This is a genomic window from Micromonospora sp. WMMD967, assembly GCF_029626165.1.
In the GTDB taxonomy this organism is placed as follows: domain Bacteria; phylum Actinomycetota; class Actinomycetes; order Mycobacteriales; family Micromonosporaceae; genus Micromonospora; species Micromonospora taraxaci.
On sequence record NZ_JARUBK010000001.1, the window covers coordinates 7,250,121 to 7,268,894 of the forward strand.

The 18,774-nt window shown below is 71.2% G+C and carries 13 protein-coding genes and 1 tRNA gene; 5 read left to right on the plus strand and 9 right to left on the minus strand.

The window, feature by feature from the left end; genetic code table 11:
- Positions 1-210: 210 nt before the first annotated feature.
- The 9 genes from rho to argS form a co-directional block, all read right to left on the minus strand.
- On the minus strand, positions 211-2,298 hold the full coding sequence (rho, locus tag O7631_RS32725) for a transcription termination factor Rho (protein WP_278147752.1): 2,088 nt from the start codon (positions 2,296-2,298) through the stop codon (positions 211-213).
- 295 nt (positions 2,299-2,593) lie between these two features.
- Positions 2,594-3,538, minus strand: a complete 945-nt coding sequence (gene thrB, locus O7631_RS32730) for a homoserine kinase (RefSeq protein WP_278147753.1) — start codon at positions 3,536-3,538, stop codon at positions 2,594-2,596.
- Positions 3,539-3,661: 123 nt separating this feature from the next.
- Entirely contained in the window at positions 3,662-4,906 is a 1,245-nt protein-coding gene (locus tag O7631_RS32735; RefSeq protein WP_278147754.1) for an MFS transporter, read from the minus strand.
- A gap of 11 nt (positions 4,907-4,917) precedes the next feature.
- Positions 4,918-5,754: a polysaccharide deacetylase family protein gene (locus O7631_RS32740; protein WP_278147755.1), complete on the minus strand. Its 837-nt coding sequence runs from the start codon at positions 5,752-5,754 to the stop codon at positions 4,918-4,920.
- 140 nt (positions 5,755-5,894) lie between these two features.
- Complete coding sequence (locus tag O7631_RS32745; RefSeq protein ID WP_278147756.1) at positions 5,895-9,173, minus strand: efflux RND transporter permease subunit; 3,279 nt, start codon at positions 9,171-9,173, stop codon at positions 5,895-5,897.
- Between the two features lie 116 nt (positions 9,174-9,289).
- Entirely contained in the window at positions 9,290-10,339 is a 1,050-nt protein-coding gene (thrC, locus tag O7631_RS32750) for a threonine synthase (protein WP_278147757.1), read from the minus strand.
- 138 nt (positions 10,340-10,477) lie between these two features.
- A complete protein-coding gene (locus O7631_RS32755; protein ID WP_278148094.1) occupies positions 10,478-11,788 on the minus strand; it encodes a homoserine dehydrogenase in 1,311 nt (436 codons plus the stop codon).
- 8 nt (positions 11,789-11,796) lie between these two features.
- Positions 11,797-13,182 carry a diaminopimelate decarboxylase gene (gene lysA, locus O7631_RS32760; RefSeq protein WP_088987861.1) on the minus strand — a complete coding sequence of 462 codons (1,386 nt, stop codon included), beginning with the start codon at positions 13,180-13,182 and terminating at the stop codon, positions 11,797-11,799.
- Positions 13,183-13,242: 60 nt separating this feature from the next.
- The gene (argS, locus tag O7631_RS32765) at positions 13,243-14,910 is read right to left on the minus strand and encodes an arginine--tRNA ligase (protein WP_278147758.1); all 1,668 of its coding nucleotides are present in this window, start codon (positions 14,908-14,910) and stop codon (positions 13,243-13,245) included.
- Between the two features lie 97 nt (positions 14,911-15,007).
- Here argS and O7631_RS32770 point away from each other — a divergent pair, with 97 nt between their 5' ends.
- The 5 genes from O7631_RS32770 (at position 15,008) to O7631_RS32790 (ending at position 18,766) form a co-directional block, all read left to right on the plus strand.
- The gene (locus O7631_RS32770) at positions 15,008-15,817 is read left to right on the plus strand and encodes a DUF3105 domain-containing protein (protein ID WP_278147759.1); all 810 of its coding nucleotides are present in this window, start codon (positions 15,008-15,010) and stop codon (positions 15,815-15,817) included.
- A gap of 8 nt (positions 15,818-15,825) precedes the next feature.
- Positions 15,826-16,497 carry a DUF305 domain-containing protein gene (locus O7631_RS32775; RefSeq protein WP_278147760.1) on the plus strand — a complete coding sequence of 224 codons (672 nt, stop codon included), beginning with the start codon at positions 15,826-15,828 and terminating at the stop codon, positions 16,495-16,497.
- A gap of 785 nt (positions 16,498-17,282) precedes the next feature.
- Positions 17,283-17,975 carry a winged helix-turn-helix domain-containing protein gene (locus O7631_RS32780; protein ID WP_269683772.1) on the plus strand — a complete coding sequence of 231 codons (693 nt, stop codon included), beginning with the start codon at positions 17,283-17,285 and terminating at the stop codon, positions 17,973-17,975.
- A 92-nt stretch (positions 17,976-18,067) separates the two neighbouring features.
- A tRNA-Arg gene (locus O7631_RS32785) sits at positions 18,068-18,139 on the plus strand.
- 174 nt (positions 18,140-18,313) lie between these two features.
- Entirely contained in the window at positions 18,314-18,766 is a 453-nt protein-coding gene (locus O7631_RS32790; protein WP_278147761.1) for a hypothetical protein, read from the plus strand.
- The last annotated feature ends 8 nt before the right edge of the window (positions 18,767-18,774 follow it).

The following is an 18,774-nucleotide window of genomic DNA, read 5'->3' on the forward strand; positions in this document are numbered from 1 at the left end:
CGACCACCCTGCCACCCGCCTTTGCTCTGCTTATGCGGACGCACCACCCTCACGGTCCACACTGGTGCCTCCGCATAAGCAGAGCAAAGGATGCGTGGGAGGCCTGGTGGGGTCAGGCTCCTCGACGGCCGATCGGCACGCGGGAGGCACATGACGAAAGGGCACGGCCATGACGGCCGTGCCCTTTCGTCGTCGGTCACGCGGGGATGGCTACTCCCCCGGCGTCGACTTCGCGATCTGCATCAGGAACTCGATGTTGGTGCGGGACTGCTTGAGCCGGTCCAGCAGCAGGTCCATGGCGGCCTGCGAGTCCAGCGAGTGCAGCACCTTCCGGAGCTTGTGGATGATGGCCAGCTCTTCGGGTGCGAGCAGGACCTCTTCCTTACGCGTACCGGACGGGTTGATGTCGATGGCCGGGAAGGTCCGCTTGTCGGCGATCTTCCGGTCCAGCTTCAGCTCCGCGTTACCGGTGCCCTTGAACTCCTCGAAGATGACCGTGTCCGCCATGGAACCGGTCTCCACCAGCGCCGTGGCGATGATGGTCAACGACCCGCCGTTCTCGATGTTGCGGGCCGCGCCGAGGAAGCGCTTCGGCGGGTAGAGCGCGGTGGAGTCGATACCACCCGACATGATCCGGCCACTGGCCGGAGCCGCCAGGTTGTACGACCGACCGAGCCGGGTCACCGAGTCGAGCAGCACGACCACGTCGTGCCCGAGCTCGACCAGGCGCTTGGCCCGCTCGATGGCCAACTCGGCCACCGTGGTGTGGTCCTGCGGCGGACGGTCGAACGTGGCCGCGATGACCTCGCCCTTGATCGACCGCTGCATGTCGGTGACCTCTTCGGGCCGCTCGTCCACCAGCACCACCATCAGGTGGCACTCCGGGTTGTTGCGGGTGATCGCGTTGGCGATCGCCTGCAGCACCATCGTCTTACCCGCCTTTGGCGGCGACTGGATCAGTGCCCGCTGGCCCTTTCCGATCGGCATGACCAGGTCGATGACCCGGGTGGTCAGGATGTGCGGCTCGGTCTCCAGGCGCAGGCGCTCCTGCGGGTAGAGCGGAGTGAGCTTGTAGAACTCCGGCCGGCGCCGGGCCTCATCCGGCTCCATCCCGTTGATCGTGTCCAGCCGCATCAGCGGGTTGTACTTGTCCCGCCGCTGGTCGCCGCTGTTGCCGCCCTCGCGGGCCGCCCGCACCGCACCGGTGATCGCGTCACCGCGGCGCAGACCGTACTTCTTGATCTGGGACATCGAGACGTACACGTCGTTCGGGCCGGCCAGGTAACCGGTCGTCCGCACGAAGGCGTAGTTGTCGAGCACGTCGATGATGCCGGCCACCGGGACGAGCACGTCGTCCTCGTTGACCTGCGGCTCACGCCCACCGGTGTCAGCACCGGTCTCGGCGCGGTCGCCGCGTCCCCGGCGACGGTCCCGGAAGCGGCTGCGCCGGCCGCGCCGGCCACCGCCCTCGCCGTCGTCGTCGTCGCTGTCCCGCTCGGCACGCTGGCCGCGGTCGTTGCGGTCGCCCCGGTCGTTGCGGTCCGAACGGTCGTTACGGTCCGAACGGTCGTTACGGTCGCCCCGCTCACCACGGTCGGCACGCTCGCCACGGTCGTTGCGCTCGGCCCGCTCACCACGGTCGGCACGCTCGCCCCGCTCGTTACGCTCGGCCCGTTCGCCACGGTCCGCGCGCTCACCACGGTCGGCACGCTCACCCCGGTCGGCCCGCTCGCCCCGCTCGGCACGATCCGGACGCTCGGCACGCTCACGGCGGGTCTCGCCGCGGTCGGTCCGCTCGGTGGCTTCCGCCTCGTCGGTACGCGACTCGGCCGGACGCGACTCAGCCGCACGCGACTCCGTCGGACGCGACTCAGCCGCACGCGACTCGGCCGCTGCGGACCGGGTGCGCCGGGTGCGACCACGGCCCTCGGTTTCGGCTGCCGGCTCGGCCGACGCCTGCTCGGCGCCACGCCCTTCGGCTGCCGGCCGGTCGGCGGTCTCCCGCACCTCGGCACGGACACCCTCACGGGTGGGAGCGGCCGCGGCCGCGACCTCGGCCCGCGGTCGAGGGGTCCCGGCGGCGTTGCCGCCCTGCCGCTCGGAGATCGCGGCGATCAGCTCGCCCTTGCGCATGCGAGCCGTGCCGGAGATGCCGAGCGACGCAGCCAGGCTCTGCAGCTCTGGCAGCAGCATCGCCGACAGACCGGTGCCGCTACGCCGACGACGGGCGGGAGCGGCTGCGGTGGCATCGCCAGCGACGTTGGAAACATCCGACGTCACGTCGGTGGTGTCGCTCAATGGATTCCTTCCCTCGATAAGGCCGGGACTGCCCGGAGTCGGAACTCAGGTGGCCGGGCGGCCTCGGTGCACCCGCCTCGCAAGGACGCGTCGCGGGAGTCTGTGACACAGCAGCCGGTGGTATCCCGACTCACCAACGTCGGTGAGCAGGTCTCGCCGTCTGCGGCGACCTGTGGAAACTGCGGCGCGGCGTGGGCCTTGGCAGGGGTTGACGGGCTGACCGCCGAGAGCTTCGGGGGTGCGCCGCCCCGCAGGAGATCGCGTGCTTCGCGGCTGTGCTAGGTCTAGAGCGTAATCAACTCTTCCGACCTGCGGCAACAGGGTCCCGCTCGGCGTGTCCCAGTCTACCCCGAGCAACCCGAGCGCCGCTGACGTCTATCGGTAACTGCCAGATCTCCCAGTCTGTTCCCGCCTGAACGTCAGCCGGAGGCTCGCTGAGCGCCAGCACAGTCGGGCCAGCCCCACTGACCACAGCCGCCACGCCTGCCGCTCGCAACGCGCTGACCAGGGAAGACGTGGCCGGCATTCCAGCTGCGCGGTAATCCTGGTGGAGCCGGTCGACGGTGGCCGGCAGCAGCAGGGTCGGGTCGGTGGTGAGCGCGTGCACCAGCAACGCGGCCCGCCCGGCCGTCAACGCGGCGTCGCCGTGCGGGACGGAGACCGGCAACGCGGCCCGTGCGGTGGCGGTCAATCCGCGTTCCGCCGGCACGAAGACGACCGGCCGCACCCCGTCGGCGACCGGCACTGACACCGCCCGGGCGCCTGTCGACTCGGACCAGGCCACGGTGAAGCCCCCGAGCAGGCAGGGCGCGACGTTGTCGGGGTGGCCCTCGATCTCGGCTGCCAACCGGAGCACGCCGACCTCGTCCAGCCGGTCGTCCCCGTCGGTGACGAGCGCGCGGGCCAGCAACACCCCGGCGACGATCGCGGCGGACGAGGAGCCGAGCCCGCGCGCCTGGGGGATCCGGTTGACGCACTCCACGCTCAACCCCTCGGGCTGGACGCCGAGCGCGTCGAAGCCGGCGCGCATGGCCCGCACCACCAGGTGCCGGTCGTCGTCGGGCAGCTCGCCGGCGCCCTGCCCGGTCACCGTCACCCGGACCCCACCCGACGTGACCTCGGCGGCCAGGTCGTCGTAGAGCCCGAGGGCGAGACCCAACGCGTCGAAGCCCGGGCCCAGGTTGGCGCTGGTCGCGGGGACCCGGACACGGACCGGCCCGGCGGTGAAGTTCGTCGGCACGCGCTCATGCTAGGGCCCGGCACCGACGATCCGGTCGCGCGTCCGCAGCCTGGGAACCCGCCACCGCTGTGCACACCTCGTTCGGCGCCGGTGGATCTGCTCTGTGGACGGGGCGTGCCGGGTTCAGCCGGCGGCGCCAGCTACCGGTTCGGTGGCCGGGTCGGTGAGCGAGAGTCGACGGGTGGCGATCCGCCAGCCGACGGCGTAGACGACGGTGATCAGCCCGCAGCCGGCGAGCACGACCCGCTCGTCGACCACGTCGACCACCATGGCCACCGCCAGTTGGCTCACCGAGATCGCCAGCGTCGCGAGCATCATGTCGGTGGCGAAGACGCGCCCACGCAGGTGGTCGGGGACCTCACCCTGGAGGGCGAAGTTGGAGATCACCCAGTTGCTGCCGCCCGCGAAGTGCGCCACGAAGACCAGCAGCAGCACCAACGGGAACCACCGGGCCACGGACGCGCCCAGGTAGGACAGGCCGTAGAACGACATGGACAGCGCGAGCCCGGGTAGCAGCCAGGCTCGCCTGGTCAGCACCCGGCGCATCAGGATCGGGCCCACCAACGCCCCTGCTCCGCGTACGGCGAAGAGCAGACCGGCGCCGAGCGGGCCCACGCCGTACACGCCGGCCAGCAACGGGAACACGGTCAGGACGCCGTTGCCCAGGCCGACGGCCGACTTCACGGTGACCAGCGCGAGCACCCGGGGCCGGTGCCCGATGTAGCCGAGCGCCTCGCGGACCGCCGCCCAGGTCCGCTGGACCGGCCGGTTGGCGTCCCGGGGCGCCTGGAGGGGCCGGCGGATCCGGGTGGCGAGGCCCGCGGCCATCGCCAGGCCCACCGCCGCCACCCAGAAGCAGGCGTACGGGCCGGCGACAGTGCTGAGCACCCCGCCGAGTGAGGCGCCGACGACTGTCATGGTGCCCCAGGCGGAGCCGGCCACGGCGTTACCGGCGGCCAACTCGTGCGGCTCCAGCACGTTGGGCAGCGCGGCCTGGGCGGCTGGCGAGTAGAACGCCTTGGCGACCGCCACCACGCCGATCGCGACGAGCGCCAACCACGCGGTGCTCGCGCCCCGAACGCCGAGCAGCAGCAGTACGCCCGCCAGCGCGGCCACGTTCGCCGCGATCATGATCTTCCGCCGGTCGAAGCGGTCGGCGATCGTGCCGGTGTACGGCAGCAGCAGCGCCACGATGCCGGTGTCCACCGCCAACACCAGTGCGCCCCAGACTCCGCTGCCGGTCAGGTGCGGCAGCAGGACCAGCAGCGGCACCATGACGAACCAGTCGGCGCCGAAGACCACCAACTCGGCGAGGAAGAGATTGCGGAAGCTCCGATTGCCGGTCAGAACCGAGAGGGTGGACGCCACGGAGCGGCACCCTACCCGGTCGGTGTGGGCGGCACGCCTGCTCCCAGCAGGGCAGAGACAGTGACGAACGTGTAGCCACGCGCCCGCAGGCCGTTGATCATGTCGGCGAGGCCACGCAGCGCGACCAGCCGCCGGGACGCGCCGACATCGTGACCGAGCACGATCGTTCCCGGTCGGACATCGGCCACGATGCGTCGGGCGTGGCCGGCGGGATCGTGGGGGAACTCACGCTCCACCATCTGCAGCGTCCAGAGCACCAGCCGGTAGTCCAGCCGGGCGGCCGCGTGCAGCACCGCCCCGCCCAGGTGGCCGTACGGAGGGCGGAGCAGGCGGGGTGGCGTGCCTGTCACGTCGGTGATGGCGTCGTGGCTGCGGCGCAGATCGTCGTACGCCTCGGTGGTGTCCAGTGCGGCCAGGTCCCGGTGGTCCCAGCTGTGGTTGCCCACCTCGTGCCCGGCGAGCCGGTTACGGATGACGTCGGCATGCCGCCGGACCTGCGCTCCGACCAGGAAGAAGGTGGCCGGAACCCGGTGTTGGGCGAGGGTGTCGAGCACCATCGACGTCCATTGTGGTGCGGGGCCGTCGTCGAAGGTGAGGGCCACCAGTCGCTCCTGGGTCGGCCCCGACCAGACCACCTCCAACCTGCCGGCGCCGACGTCCTGGTGCCGGTTGCCGAAGGTCGCGCTGGCGGGGCCGCTGGCGAGCGGTGCCCGTCGGTGGGTGCTCCACCACAGTTCGGAGGTCCCCGCGCCGACCGCCACACCGCCGGCGACCAGCACGCCGCGGCGCAGCAGGTCGCGCCGCCCCCACCCGCGCGCACCCTCGGCCGTCCGCCCGTCCTGCGTCACCCGCACCCTCCACGTATCACTTGGAGTATGCAAGACGTGACAGGCCGTGCAGGCACGGTCGGATCGGAGTGTCGTGGCCGGCGAAGCCGGAAACGCCCCCGGCAGGTCCCTGCCGGGGGCGTTCCGTGCTGCGGTCGGACCTACTCGGTCGGCTCCGACGGAGGCAGCGGCGAGGTACGACTACGGGGCAGCCGCAGCACCTCGAACTGGTCCGTGCCCTCCACCAACGCGCCCGACGGGGCGGGGCGCGGGGCCGGCAGCGTACCCTCGGTCGCCGCCCGGGCGGGCGCGCCGCTGGGCACCGCGACCTGGTTCGGGGCGGCCGCCTCGTCGGCCTCCGCTCCGTCCACCACCGGTTCGCCCGAACGCCGCCGATCACGCCGGCTCCGCAGCGACTCCTTGGTGTGCTCCACCATCGTGTACAGCGTCGGCACCAGGATCAACGTGAGCACCGTCGAGCTGAGCAGACCACCGATCACCACGACCGCCAGCGGCTGCGAGATGAAGCCGCCCTCGCCGGTCAACCCGAGCGCCATCGGCAGCAACGCGAAGATGGTCGCCACCGCGGTCATCAGGATGGGACGCAGCCGGCGTCGGCCGCCCTCGACCACCGCCTCCCGGACCCCCATGCCCTGCGCACGGTACTGGTTGATCAGGTCGAGCAGGACGATCGCGTTCGTCACCACGATGCCGACCAGCATCAGCACACCGATGAGCGCCGGTACGCCGAGCGGCGTCCCGGTAATCAGCAGCAGGCCGATCGCGCCGGTCGACGCGAACGGGATGGAGATCAGCAGGATCAGTGACTGGGTGAGGCTACGGAACGTGGCCACCATGATCAGGAAGACGATCGCGATGGCGGCCAGCACCGCCAGGCCCAGGTCACCGAAGGCGTCGGCCTGATCCGCGCTGACGCCACCGATGGTGAAGCTGGCACCCGGGACGTCGATGCCGTCCAGGCGCTTCTGCAACTCCTTGCTCGTCGCGCCCAGGTTCGACCCGGTCGCCGTGCCGGTCACCGACACGCTGCGCTCACCGTCGATCCGGGTGACCTGCTGCGGCCCCTCGCCCTGCGTGACGTCAGCGATGTCGTCCAGCTTGACCGGCCCCACCGGCAGTGCCCGCAGTTCCTCCACCGTCACCGGCGGCTTCGTGCCCAGTCGCAGCACCACGTTCTGCTGCTGACCGTCGAGCGCGACCTGCCCGAGCGGCGCACCCCGGAACGCCTGCGACACCAGTTGCCCGACAGCGGCCTCGGTGAGCCCGACCCGACCGGCGGCGACCCGGTCGACGGTCACGTCGACCCTCGGCACCCGCTCGGCCAGGCTGGTGGAGACGTCCTCGACGTCCGGCACACCGGCCATCGCCGCCCGCGCCTCCTCGGCCGCCCGGGTCAGCGCCTCCGGGTCGCTGGCCTGGACGATGACCTCGAGCTGACTGGTCGACGCCTCCTGCCCACCACCGAAGCTGATCTCACCCACGCTCGTGCCGAGCTTGTCGAACTCCTTACGCAGCACCTCGCGCATCTGCTTGGCGTCGGTGTCACCGTTGAGCGCCAGCGACCAGCTCGCGACGTTGTTGCCGCCGCCGCCCGCCCAGGGGTTGTCCCCGGCGCCAGCGGTCACCTGGTACGTCTCGACGCCCTCCGTGCGGGACAGCACCGACTCGACCTGCTTGGCCGCCTCGTCGGTGGCCGCCAGGCCACTGCCGGCCGGCAACTCCTGGCTGATGTTCAGGGTGTCCTGGCCGGAGTCGTCCAGGAAGTTGGTCTCCAGCTTCTGCGCCAGACCGAAGGTGCCGAAGAGCACCAGCAGACCGAGCCCGACGGTGATCCAGCGGGTCGACCGCTTGCGGGTGGCGAAGCCGATCACCGGCAGGTACGCCCGCTGCAAGGGGCTGCGCAGCTCCTTCTCCTCCGCGTCGCGCCGCACCGCCTCGTCGTCCGCGGTGCCGCCGCGCGGCTTGAGGAACCAGTACGCCAGCACCGGGATCACGGTCAGCGAGACCAGCAGCGAGGCGAGCAGCGCCACCGTCACGGTGATCGCGAACGGCGCGAAGAGCTGACCCACGAACCCGCCGACCAGCGCGATCGGCGCGAACACCGCCACCGTGGTGAGGGTGGACGCGGTCACCGCGCCGGCGACCTCGCGGACGCCGGTGATGATGGCGTGCCGCTTCTCCTCGCCGTACTCCAGATGGCGTTTGATGTTCTCCAACACCACGATCGAGTCGTCCACCACCCGGCCCACCGCGATGGTCAACGCGCCGAGGGTGAGCAGGTTGAGCGAGTAGTCACCGATCCACAGGACGATCAGCGCCACCAGCACGGAGAGCGGGATGGAGACGGCGGTGACCACCGTCGAGCGCACCGACAGCAGGAACACCAGGATGACGATGACCGCCATCACCAGGCCCAGCAGGCCCTCGGTGGTCAGCGACTCGATCGACTTCTCGACGAACGGCGCCTGGTCGAAGACGACTGTCAACTCCGCGCCGGAGGCGTCCTTCAGGTCGGCGAGCCGGTCGCGGATCTCGTGCGAGATCAGCACGGCGTTGCCGTCCGGCGAGGCGGTGACCGCGATGCCGAGGCTGTCCTTGCCGTTGGTACGGGTGATCGCGGTGGCCGGCGCGAGCTGCTGCTCGACAGTCGCCACGTCGCTGAGCCGCACGGGTGCCGCGCCCGGGGCGACGACGATGCCGCGCAGGTCCTCGATGGTGCCGATCGGCGAGCCGACCTGGACCGGAAGGGCCAACGCCCCGCTGGTCACCGCGCCGGCCGGAACCGCCACGCCGTTGGTCTTCAACGCCGCGCCGATCGCCGTCGGCTGGATCTTCGCGGCGGCCAGCTTCGCCGGATCCGGGGTGACCACCACGACGTCGTCGCGGGTGCCGGTCACCTCGACGGTGCGTACCCCCTCGATGCCCTCCAGCTCGGGCACGACCGTCGCGCGCAGCTTCTCGGCGAGCGCCCGCCCGTCGGCAGTGCCGGCGGCGGCCAGCACCACCGCCGGGAGGTCGTCGGTGCTACCCGCGATGACCTGCGGGTCGACGCTCTCCGGCAGCTGGGCGTCGATCCGGCTCAACGCGGTCTGCATCTTGTTGACCACGTCGTCCAGGTCGGTGCCGAACTCGTACGTCACCTGGACGGTGGCCGACCCCTCGCGGGACGTGGAGGTGATCTTGTCGAGCCCCGGGATGCCCTGGAGGGCGTTCTCGATCGGCTCGGTCACCTGCGACTCGACGATCTCGGGACCGGCACCGGGGTAGGCGGCCACGATGAACGCGGCCGGGAACTCGAGCGACGGCAGCAGTTGCTGCTTCAGCGACGGTACGGCGAACGCTCCGAACACCGTGGTCACCACCGCGATGAGGGCGATCAGCCCTCGGTTGGCGAGGCTGAATCTGGCGAGCAGCGACATCGGCCTGGTTCACTCCTGAACGAGAATGCGGGCGGGGATACGTGAAAGTGTGCCGGACTCGATCACCGGAACCCCCGCCGCCCCCCGGGGGCGGCCCACCGTCGCCGGTGGCGTGCTCAGGCCAGGTCGAGAGCCCGGGCAGCCGCCATCGGGTCGTTCGCGATGGTCAACGGTGCCGGCGCCGTGGAGATCGCCCACTCCGGGTCCTTCAGACCGTGGCCGGTCACGGTGCAGACGACAGTCGAACCGGGCGGCACCGCGCCCGCCGCGGCCTGCTGGAGCAGGCCGGCGACGCTCGCCGCGCTGCCCAGCTCGACGAAGACCCCGACCTCCCGGGCGAGCAGCCGGTACGCGGAGAGGATCTCCCGGTCGGTCACGGCGGCGATCAGCCCACCGGAGGTGTCCCGGGCGTCCAGCGCCTTGGTCCAGCTCGCCGGGTTGCCGATCCGGATCGCCGTGGCGATGGTCGACGGCTCCGGCACCACCTTGCCGGTCACGATCGGGGCCGCCCCGGCGGCCTGGAAGCCGTACATCTTCGGCGTGCGGGTGGTGGTGCCGGCGTCCCGCTCCTCGGAATATCCCATCCAGTAGGCGGAAATGTTGCCGGCGTTGCCGACCGGTAGGCAGTGGATGTCGGGTGCGTCGCCGAGCGCCTCGACGATCTCGAAGGCGGCGGTCTTCTGGCCGTGCAGTCGGTCGATGTTGACCGAGTTGACCAGGGCGACCGGGTGGTCCTGGGCCAGCTTCGCGGCAAGGGCGAGGCAGTCGTCGAAGTTGCCACTCACCTGGAGGAGCTTCGCGCCGTGCACCAGCGCCTGGGCGAGCTTGCCCAGTGCGATCTTGCCCTGCGGCACCAGCACCGCGCAGGTCAGCCCGGCCCGCGCCGCGTACGCCGCAGCGGAGGCGCTGGTGTTGCCGGTGGAGGCGCAGATGATCGCCTTGTTGCCGGCCTCGACCGCCTTGGACACCGCAACGGTCATGCCCCGGTCCTTGAACGAGCCGGTCGGGTTGGCGCCCTCCACCTTCAGGTGCACGTCGCAGCCGATCCGGGCGGACAGCACCGGCGCGGGCAACAGCGGGGTGTTCCCCTCATGCAGCGTGACGACCGGCGTGGCCTCGGTGACCGGCAGCCGATCCCGGTACGCCTCGATCAGACCCCGCCACATGTCGCTCTCCTCGCCTCTGGCATCGTGCGCCGACCTCGTCGGGGCCACCTTGGACCACGTTGCACCAGCTGTCGAGGGCAGACCCGGGCTTACCCACCTGGCGGGACGCGCGAGCAGCCCCGTCGATGGTCCAACGACTCAGGCGCCGCCCTCGACCCGCAGCACACTCGTCACCGACCGCACGATGTCCAGACCGCGCAGCTCACCCACCGTCGCGGCGAGCGCGGCGTCCGGTGCCACGTGGGTGACGATGACCAGCTCCGCGTCGCCGTCCCGGCCGGGAGCCCCACCCGCGGAGCCCTGCCGCACTGTCGCGATCGACACGTCGTGCCGGGCGAACACGCCCGCCACCGCGGCCAGCACACCCGGACGGTCGGCCACGTCGAGGCTGACGTGGTAACGGGTCAACGCCTCGCCCATCGGCCGCACCGACAGGTCCGCGTACGCGCTCTCGCTGGCCGCGCGCACCCCGGCGAGCCGGTTGCGGGACACCGCGACCACGTCACCGAGCACCGCGCTCGCGGTCGGCGCACCCCCGGCCCCCCGGCCGTAGAACATCAACTGCCCGGCGGCGTCCGCCTCCACGAAGACCGCGTTGAACGCGTCACCCACGCTGGCCAGTGGGTGGCTGCGCGGGATCATCGCCGGGTGCACGCGGACGCTGACGGTCTCCCGGCCGGTCGGGTCGACACCCCGGGCCGCGATGCAGAGCAGCTTGATCGTGCAGCCCATCGCCTGGGCGCTGGCCATGTCCGCGGCGGTCACCTCGGTGATGCCCTCACGGTGCACGTCCGCCGCGCCGACCCGGGTGTGGAACGCCAGCGACGCGAGGATCGCCGCCTTCGCCGCCGCGTCGAAGCCCTCGACGTCGGCGGTCGGGTCGGCCTCCGCGTACCCCAGTGCGGTTGCCTCTTCCAGTGCCTCGGCGAAACCGGCGCCGGTCGCGTCCATCGCGGAGAGGATGAAGTTGGTGGTGCCGTTGACGATGCCGGTGACCCGGTTGATCCGGTCGCCGTGCAGCGACTCGCGCAGCGGGCGCAGCAGCGGGATGGCCCCCGCCACGGACGCCTCGTAGTAGAGGTCGCCGCCGCCCTCGGCCGCCGCCTCGTGCAGGGCCACGCCGTCCTCGGCGAGCAGCGCCTTGTTGGCGGTGACCACGCTCTTGCCGGCGCGCAGCGCCTCGACCAGCCAGCCGCGGGCCGGCTCGATGCCGCCGACCACCTCGATCACCACGTCCACGTCGTCGCGCTTGATCAGCCCGAGCGCGTCGGTGGTGAACAGGCTCTCGTCGACCGGCAGGTCACCCCGGTCGCGGCCGAGCCGCCGTACGGCGATGCCGGCGATCTCCAGCGGAGCGCCGACCCGGGCGGCCAGGTCGGCCGACTGCTCGTGCAGCAGGCGGACCACCTCCTGGCCGACAGTGCCGCAGCCGAGCAGCGCCAAGCGCACAGGTGACGTCATCCAACATCCAATGCGAGCAGGTCCTCTTCGGTTTCCCGCCGGACGATCAGGCGTGCCTGGCCGTCGCGTACCGCGATCACCGGTGGACGCGGCACATGGTTGTAGTTGCTGGCCATGCTGCGGCAGTACGCACCGGTGCCGGGCACCGCGACAAGATCTCCGGGCTGCACGTCGGCGGGCAGGAATTCATCCTTCACCACGATGTCCCCGGACTCACAGTGCTTTCCCACCACGCGGGCGAGCAACGGCTGCGCCGTCGAGGCCCGCGAGGCCAGCGTGGCCGAGTACGACGCGTCGTACAGGGCGGTACGGATGTTGTCGCTCATCCCGCCGTCGACGCTGACGTACGTCCTGATGCCGTCGAGGGTCTTGACCGTGCCGACCTCGTAGAGGGTGAACACGGCCGGCCCGACGATGGCCCGGCCCGGCTCGATCGACAGGTGGGGCACGGCCAGGTTCTCCGCCGCGCACTCCGAGTCGACGATCTTGCGCAGTCGCTTGGCCAGGTCCTGCGGGGTGGCCGGGTCGTCCTGCGTGGTGTACGCGATGCCGAAGCCGCCGCCCAGGTCCAGCTCGGGAAGCTCCACCCCGCGCGCGTCACGGATCTGCGCCTGGAGGGCGAGCACCCGGCGGGCGGAGACCTCGAAGCCGCTGGCGTCGAAGATCTGCGAGCCGATGTGCGAGTGCAGGCCACGCAGCTCCAGCACACCCTCGTCGAGGATCTTGAAGGCGGCGTTCGCGGCGGCGCCGCCGGCCAGCGAGAAGCCGAACTTCTGGTCCTCGTGGGCGGTGGCGATGAACTCGTGGGTGTGCGCCTCGACGCCCACCGTCACCCGGACCAGCACCCGGGGCCGCACGCCGCGCTCGCGGGCCAACGCGGTGAGCCTGTCGATCTCGGTGAACGAGTCGACGATGATCCGGCCCACCCCGGCGTCCAACGCCCGGCCCAGTTCGGCGACCGACTTGTTGTTGCCGTGGAAGCCGATCCGCTCCGGCGGCATCCCGGCCGAGAGCGCGGTGGCCAGCTCACCACCGCTGCAGACGTCCAGGTGCAGGCCCTCCTCGGCGATCATCCGGACCACCGCCCGGCAGAGGAACGCCTTGCCGGCGTAGAAGACGTCCTCGGTCGGGAAGGCCGCCCGGAAGTCACGGCAACGCGACCGCAGGTCGTCCTCGTCGAGGACGTACACCGGGGTGCCGAACTCGGCCGCGATGTCGCGGACGCTCAGGCCCGCGACGGCGACCGCGCCGTCCGCGCCGCGCGTCACGCTGCGCGGCCACAGCGTGGGCAGCAGGGCGTTAACGTCCTCCGGGGTACGCAGCCACGCCGGCCCCCGGTTGCTGATGTCCGCGTGTAGCGCCCCCGCCTCGTGAGCCCTCATTACTTGTCTCCGCTTCGCGACTGCGGGGCTCGCAAGCTCACTCCTCGCGCTCGCACGCGATCACATCCTCTCGGGTGCGGAGACGCCGAGCAGGTGAAGGCCGTTGGCGATCACCGTGCGGGTGGCGTTGTTCAGCCAGAGCCGGGCCCGGTGCAGGTCGGTGACCTCCTCGTCGCCCAACGGCAGCACCCGGCAGTTGTCGTAGAACCGGTGGTAGGAGGCAGCGACGCCCTCCTCCAGGTAGCGGGCCACCCGGTGCGGCTCGCGCAGCTCGGCTGCGGTCGCCACCACCGCCGGGAACTCGGCGAGCGCCTTGAGCAGCTCGTTCTCCTTCTCGTGGGCGAGCAGCTCGGGGCGGAACGCGTCGGCGTCACCCGGAACCAGCCCCACCTCGGCGGCGTTGCGGGCCACGCCCGCCGTCCGGGCGGCCACGTACTGCACGTAGTAGACCGGGTTGTCGCGGGTCGCCCGCGTCCACAGCTCGATGTCGATGTCGATCGGGGAATCGCTGGAGTAGCGGGCCAGCGCGTACCGGGCGGCGTCCACCCCGATCGCGTCGACCAGGTCCTCCAGGGTGATCACCGTGCCGGCCCGCTTGCTCATCCGCATCGGAGCGCCGTCGCGCAGCAGGTTGACCAGCTGCCCGATGAGGATCTCCAGGTTGCGCTCCGGGTCGTCGCCGAAGCACGCGGCCATGGCCTTCATCCGGCCGATGTAGCCGTGGTGATCGGCACCCAGCATGATCACGACCCGCTCGAAGCCGCGCTCCCGCTTGTCCAGGTAGTAGGCGCAGTCCGCGGCGAAGTACGTCCACTCGCCGTTGGACTTGCGCAGCACCCGGTCCTTGTCGTCGCCGAAGTCGGTGGTGCGCAACCAGGTGGCGCCCTCGGACTCGTAGAGGTGCCCCTGCGCGCGCAGCCGGTTCAGCGCCAGGTCCAGCTCACCCCGGTCGTGCAGATCCTTCTCGTTGAAGTAGGTGTCGAACTCCACCCCGAAGTCCCGGAGCGAGGAGCGGATCTCGTCGAACATCAACGCGACGCCCTCGACCCGGAAGACCTCCTGGGCGGCGTCGTCGTCGAGCGATCGCACCTCCGGCCGGCGGGCCTGCACCTCGGTGGCGATCTCGGCGATGTACGCCCCGCCGTAGCCGTCCTCCGGCGCCGGCTCACCCTTGGCGGCGGCCAGCAGCGACCGGGCGAACCTGTCGATCTGCGAACCGGCGTCGTTGAAGTAGTACTCAGTGCCGACGTCGGCCCCGGTGGCACGCAGCAGCCGGCTCAGCGCGTCACCGACGGCCGCCCAACGGACCCCGCCGATGTGCACCGGGCCGGTCGGGTTGGCCGAGACGAACTCCAGGTTGATCTTCTCGCCGGCGAGGCGGTCGCTGCGGCCGTACTCCGCGCCGGCCTCGACGATCACCCGGGCGAGCTGACCGGCGGCAGCCGCGTCGAGCCGGATGTTCAGGAAGCCCGGCCCGGCGATTTCCACCGATTTGACACCCGCTGCCCGACCCAGCTCGTCGGCCAGGGCCGTCGCCAGCTCCCGGGGCGGCACGCCCACCTTCTTGCTCAACTGCAGAGCGAGCGTCGAGGCGTAATCGCCGTGCTCGGGGTTGCGCGGTCGCTCCACCACAGTGCTCGTCGGCAACGCGGCGCGGTCGAGCCCACGCTGCTCGAAGACGGCGTGGGCGGCGGCAAGGACGACCGAGGCTAGTTCTGCAGGAGTCACCCAACCATGTTATCGGGGGTAGACTCGGGCACTCGGCGGCTCCCCTGCGCGTCATCCGGCCCGCCACTCCCCTGACCGACCGACTTGACGAGGCACGATGAGCATCAGCACCCCGGGTGGCCCGGAGCGCCGCCCGACCGTGGTCAGCACCGGCAAGAAGCCGGCAGCGGGCCGGCCTGCGTCCGGCGCCAAGGCCGGTTCCGGCAAGCCGACGGGCAAGCCGGCGGGCTCCCCGCGGGCCGGCGGCAAGGGCCCGCGCAAGCCGGTCACCCCGGTCAAGGTGACCCAGGGCCGCGCCTGGGGGCCGATCGCGCTCTTCGTCGCGGTCGGCGTGCTGGCAGCCGGCATCATCGGGTACGGCGCCTGGGCGTCGTTCCAGGGCTCCAAGCCGTGGGACAAGCGGGCCAACGCCATCGACGGCATCGCGAACATCCGCAAGTCCGACCCCGACAGCCTCAAGTACGAGTCGCACAAGTCGGGCCCGCTGACCTGGAACTACTCGCCGCCGGTGGGTGGCGTGCACAACGCCGCCTGGCAGAACTGCATGGGCGACGTCTACGACGCCCCGATCGCCAACGAGCACGCCGTGCACAGCCTGGAGCACGGCGCCGTCTGGATCACCTACCGGCCCGACCTCCCCAAGGACCAGGTCGACAAGCTCGCCGGCAAGGTGCGCGGCGTCGAGAAGACCTTCATGAGCCCCTACGAGGGTCTGGACAAGCCGATCTCCCTCCAGGCGTGGGGCTACCAACTCAAGGTCGACAACGCCGACGACTCGCGGATCGACGAGTTCATCAAGGACCTGCGGGTCAACGCCTCGGTCGAAGGCCCCACGGCGCTGTGCAACACCGGCATCACCGCCACCGGCACCACGCCGCGTGAGCTCCAGCAGCAGCCCACCCAGTAAGGACCCCGATGACCGCCCCCACCACCACCGACAGCGAGTACGACGACATCCCGGCCGCCCCGGACGAGGGCGGCCGGGCCCAGCCGGCGCGTTACGGCGTGGTGGCGCTCGCCATCATGGTGGTGGTGGGGTTGCTCCTCGGGTATGCGGGCGGCCTGCTCACCCCCCGACTCACCCGGCCCGGTGACTCGTCGGTCGAGGCGGGCTTCGCCCGGGACATGACGACCCACCACGCGCAGGCGGTGGAGATGAGCCTGATCGCGTACCGGTCGGCAACCCTTCCCGAGGTCCGGCAGATCGCCGTCGACATCGCCACCGGGCAGCAGGGCGAGATCGGCGCCATGCAGACGTGGCTCCGCGAGTGGGACCTGAGCCCCACCGGCTCGCAGCCACCGATGTCGTGGATGTCCGACGGCGCCACCGTCAAGGACGGCCTGATGCCGGGCATGGCCACACCGGCGCAGATGGCCTCCCTGCGGGATGCGCGGGGCATCGAGGTCGACAGACAGTTCCTGAGCCTGATGTACGCCCACCACCTGGGCGGCATCCACATGATCGACGCGGCGCTCGGCGAGACCGACAACGACGAGGTGCTGCGGGTGGCGAAGACCATGAAGGCCACCCAGCAGTCCGAGTTGAACAACCTCCGGCAGCTCCAGGCGCAGGCAGCCAAGGGCTGATCCGACCGGCCGAGGCACCACCGGCCCGCGTCGTCCGGAGGCGTCGGCAAGCGCCCTCCGACCGCGCAGTGGCCGATCTCGTCTGCAAGATCCACACAAGGTCGCCGATGTGGCGGTGTTCCGGGCGTCCGGACACCGCCACATCGCCGTTCTGCCACGAGCCGCGAGCCGCGAGCCACGAGCCGCGAGCCACGGGGCAAGATCGTCCATCCCGCCGCCCTGATCCCACCCCCGCCCAGTTCGCCCCCACCCCGCCGCCCGGCCACGCCTGCCCCTGGGCCCCGCCTGACGCCGCCTGACCCCCGCCCCGCAAAGCCCTCGCCCCGCCTACCCCGGGCCCCGCCTGACGCCGCCTGACCCTCGCCCCGCATAGCCCTCGCCCCGCCTACCCCGGGCCCCGCCTGACGCCGCCTGACCCCCCGCCCCGCCTGGCCTGGTGATCGACTCGCCTTTCAGGAAACCGGGGCATCAACGCGACAGGACGCCCCGACTTTCAGGAACCCGAGTCGATCAGGCCAAGCGCCGAGCACGAGGCGTGGGCACCGAGCACCGGGGCGGAGCGGTGATCAACTCGCGTTTCGAGAAACCGGCCCATCACCGCGACGAGACACCCCCGTTTCCCACGAAGACAAGTCGATCAAGGCGCGCACCAGACACCCATTCACCCCCTCTTAGCCACATTTGTCCGCGTTGGGTGATTCGAGCGGTCCAGGCGATTACGTTGGTTAGAGAGTTTTCTCCGCACATATCGTGACCAGTTGCGATTCGGGCTCGTTGCCCAAGACGTGGGGGTTGCACTCAGAGACGCACGGCGTTCGGTCACCAGCTGGTGCCGACGCCACACCATCGGTGGTGACGGGGCGGTGGCAGCCGTCCGTCGCGGACAGCGGCAGGGCGAGCCGGGAATGCTCAGCCGCGAACAGGAACTCGAACTGATCGACGCGCTGCGGGGCGTCCACCCGGACGAGTTCGGGCTGGACGAGGAGCTGTGGACGAGGCAGAGCCTCACCACGCTCATCCAGCGGCGCTTCGACCTGCCGTTGGACACTGGCGCCGTCGGGGCGTACCTGCGGGCCTGGGGGTTGGGTCCGCGCGAGCCGCGCGAGCGCGCCTGCGGGCTCTGCGTCAGTGCGGTGGAGCGCTGGGTTCGCAGCGAGTACCCGGCGATCACCCGGGCCGCCCAGGAGCATCTCGCGGAGGTCTACTGGATCGGTCGGGTCCGGCTGCGCGGCACGATGCCGGCCGCGGACGTGATCTCGGCGGTCTCGTCCCGTGGTCGGGTGCGCTTCATGATCACGACGCCGACGGTGGACCCGCCGCTCCCCCGCGACTTCGTGCTGCGGCTCAGTGGCGAGGAGCAGCGCACCGTGCATCTGATCGTGGACGGCTCCTGGCCGCGCAACGAGTGGCCGCGCCGGCTCCCGCGCCGGATCGTCCTGCACCCGCTCCCCAGTTGCGGGCGGGCGGTAGCGGCCTGACCGCCGGGTGGGCCGGTCGTCGACACGATCGGCTCACCCGATACCGATTCGGCGTACGGAGGGGAGGTTTGCTAGTCTTTTCCAGTCGCTGAGCCCCCGTAGCTCAGGGGATAGAGCACCGCCCTCCGGAGGCGGGGGCGCAGGTTCGAATCCTGCCGGGGGCACACTTGCTAAGAAAGCTCCACCAGCACCAGAAGGCCTTTGACCAGGGGAAACCCGGTCAGGGGCCTTACTCGTATGTCCGGCCGCGAAGCGCCCTGGGCGAGGCGGGTGCCTCCTGAGAGGGGCGCAGCTCCCCGGTTCTTGCATCTGCGACCCGGCAAGATCAAGATTTCGTCATGCTGTTTCTCGGGCTGATCCTCGCCGCGCTGGCCGGCGCCGTCGCCGCGACGATCCTCGCCGTCCGTGGGCTCAGAGCGGTGTTCCGGAGGCGGCCGGGGCGGCTGCGGGCCGCCGCGCTCCTCGTCGGCGCGGGGGCCGTCGCCGTGTACGCGTGGGGCCTGCTCAACCTCGGCTACGCGGTGATGCGGGCGGAGGACGGCGGAACCGGCGCCTCCCCGATCGAACCCTGCCGGGAGGTCGGGCCACAGGTGGCGAGCATGGTCGACGGTTACGACGTCAGCCTCTTTCCGATGCACTTCGAGTGCCACCTCACCGGCGGCGGGTCGTACGTCACCTCGTCGGTGCCCGGATATGTCACCCCGGCCACCGTCGCCCTCGGGTTGGTTGCCGTCCTCTGCGCAGCCCTCGCTACCAGGACGGCAGAGAAGACACGACCGCCTGTCGCCTGAACCGCGGA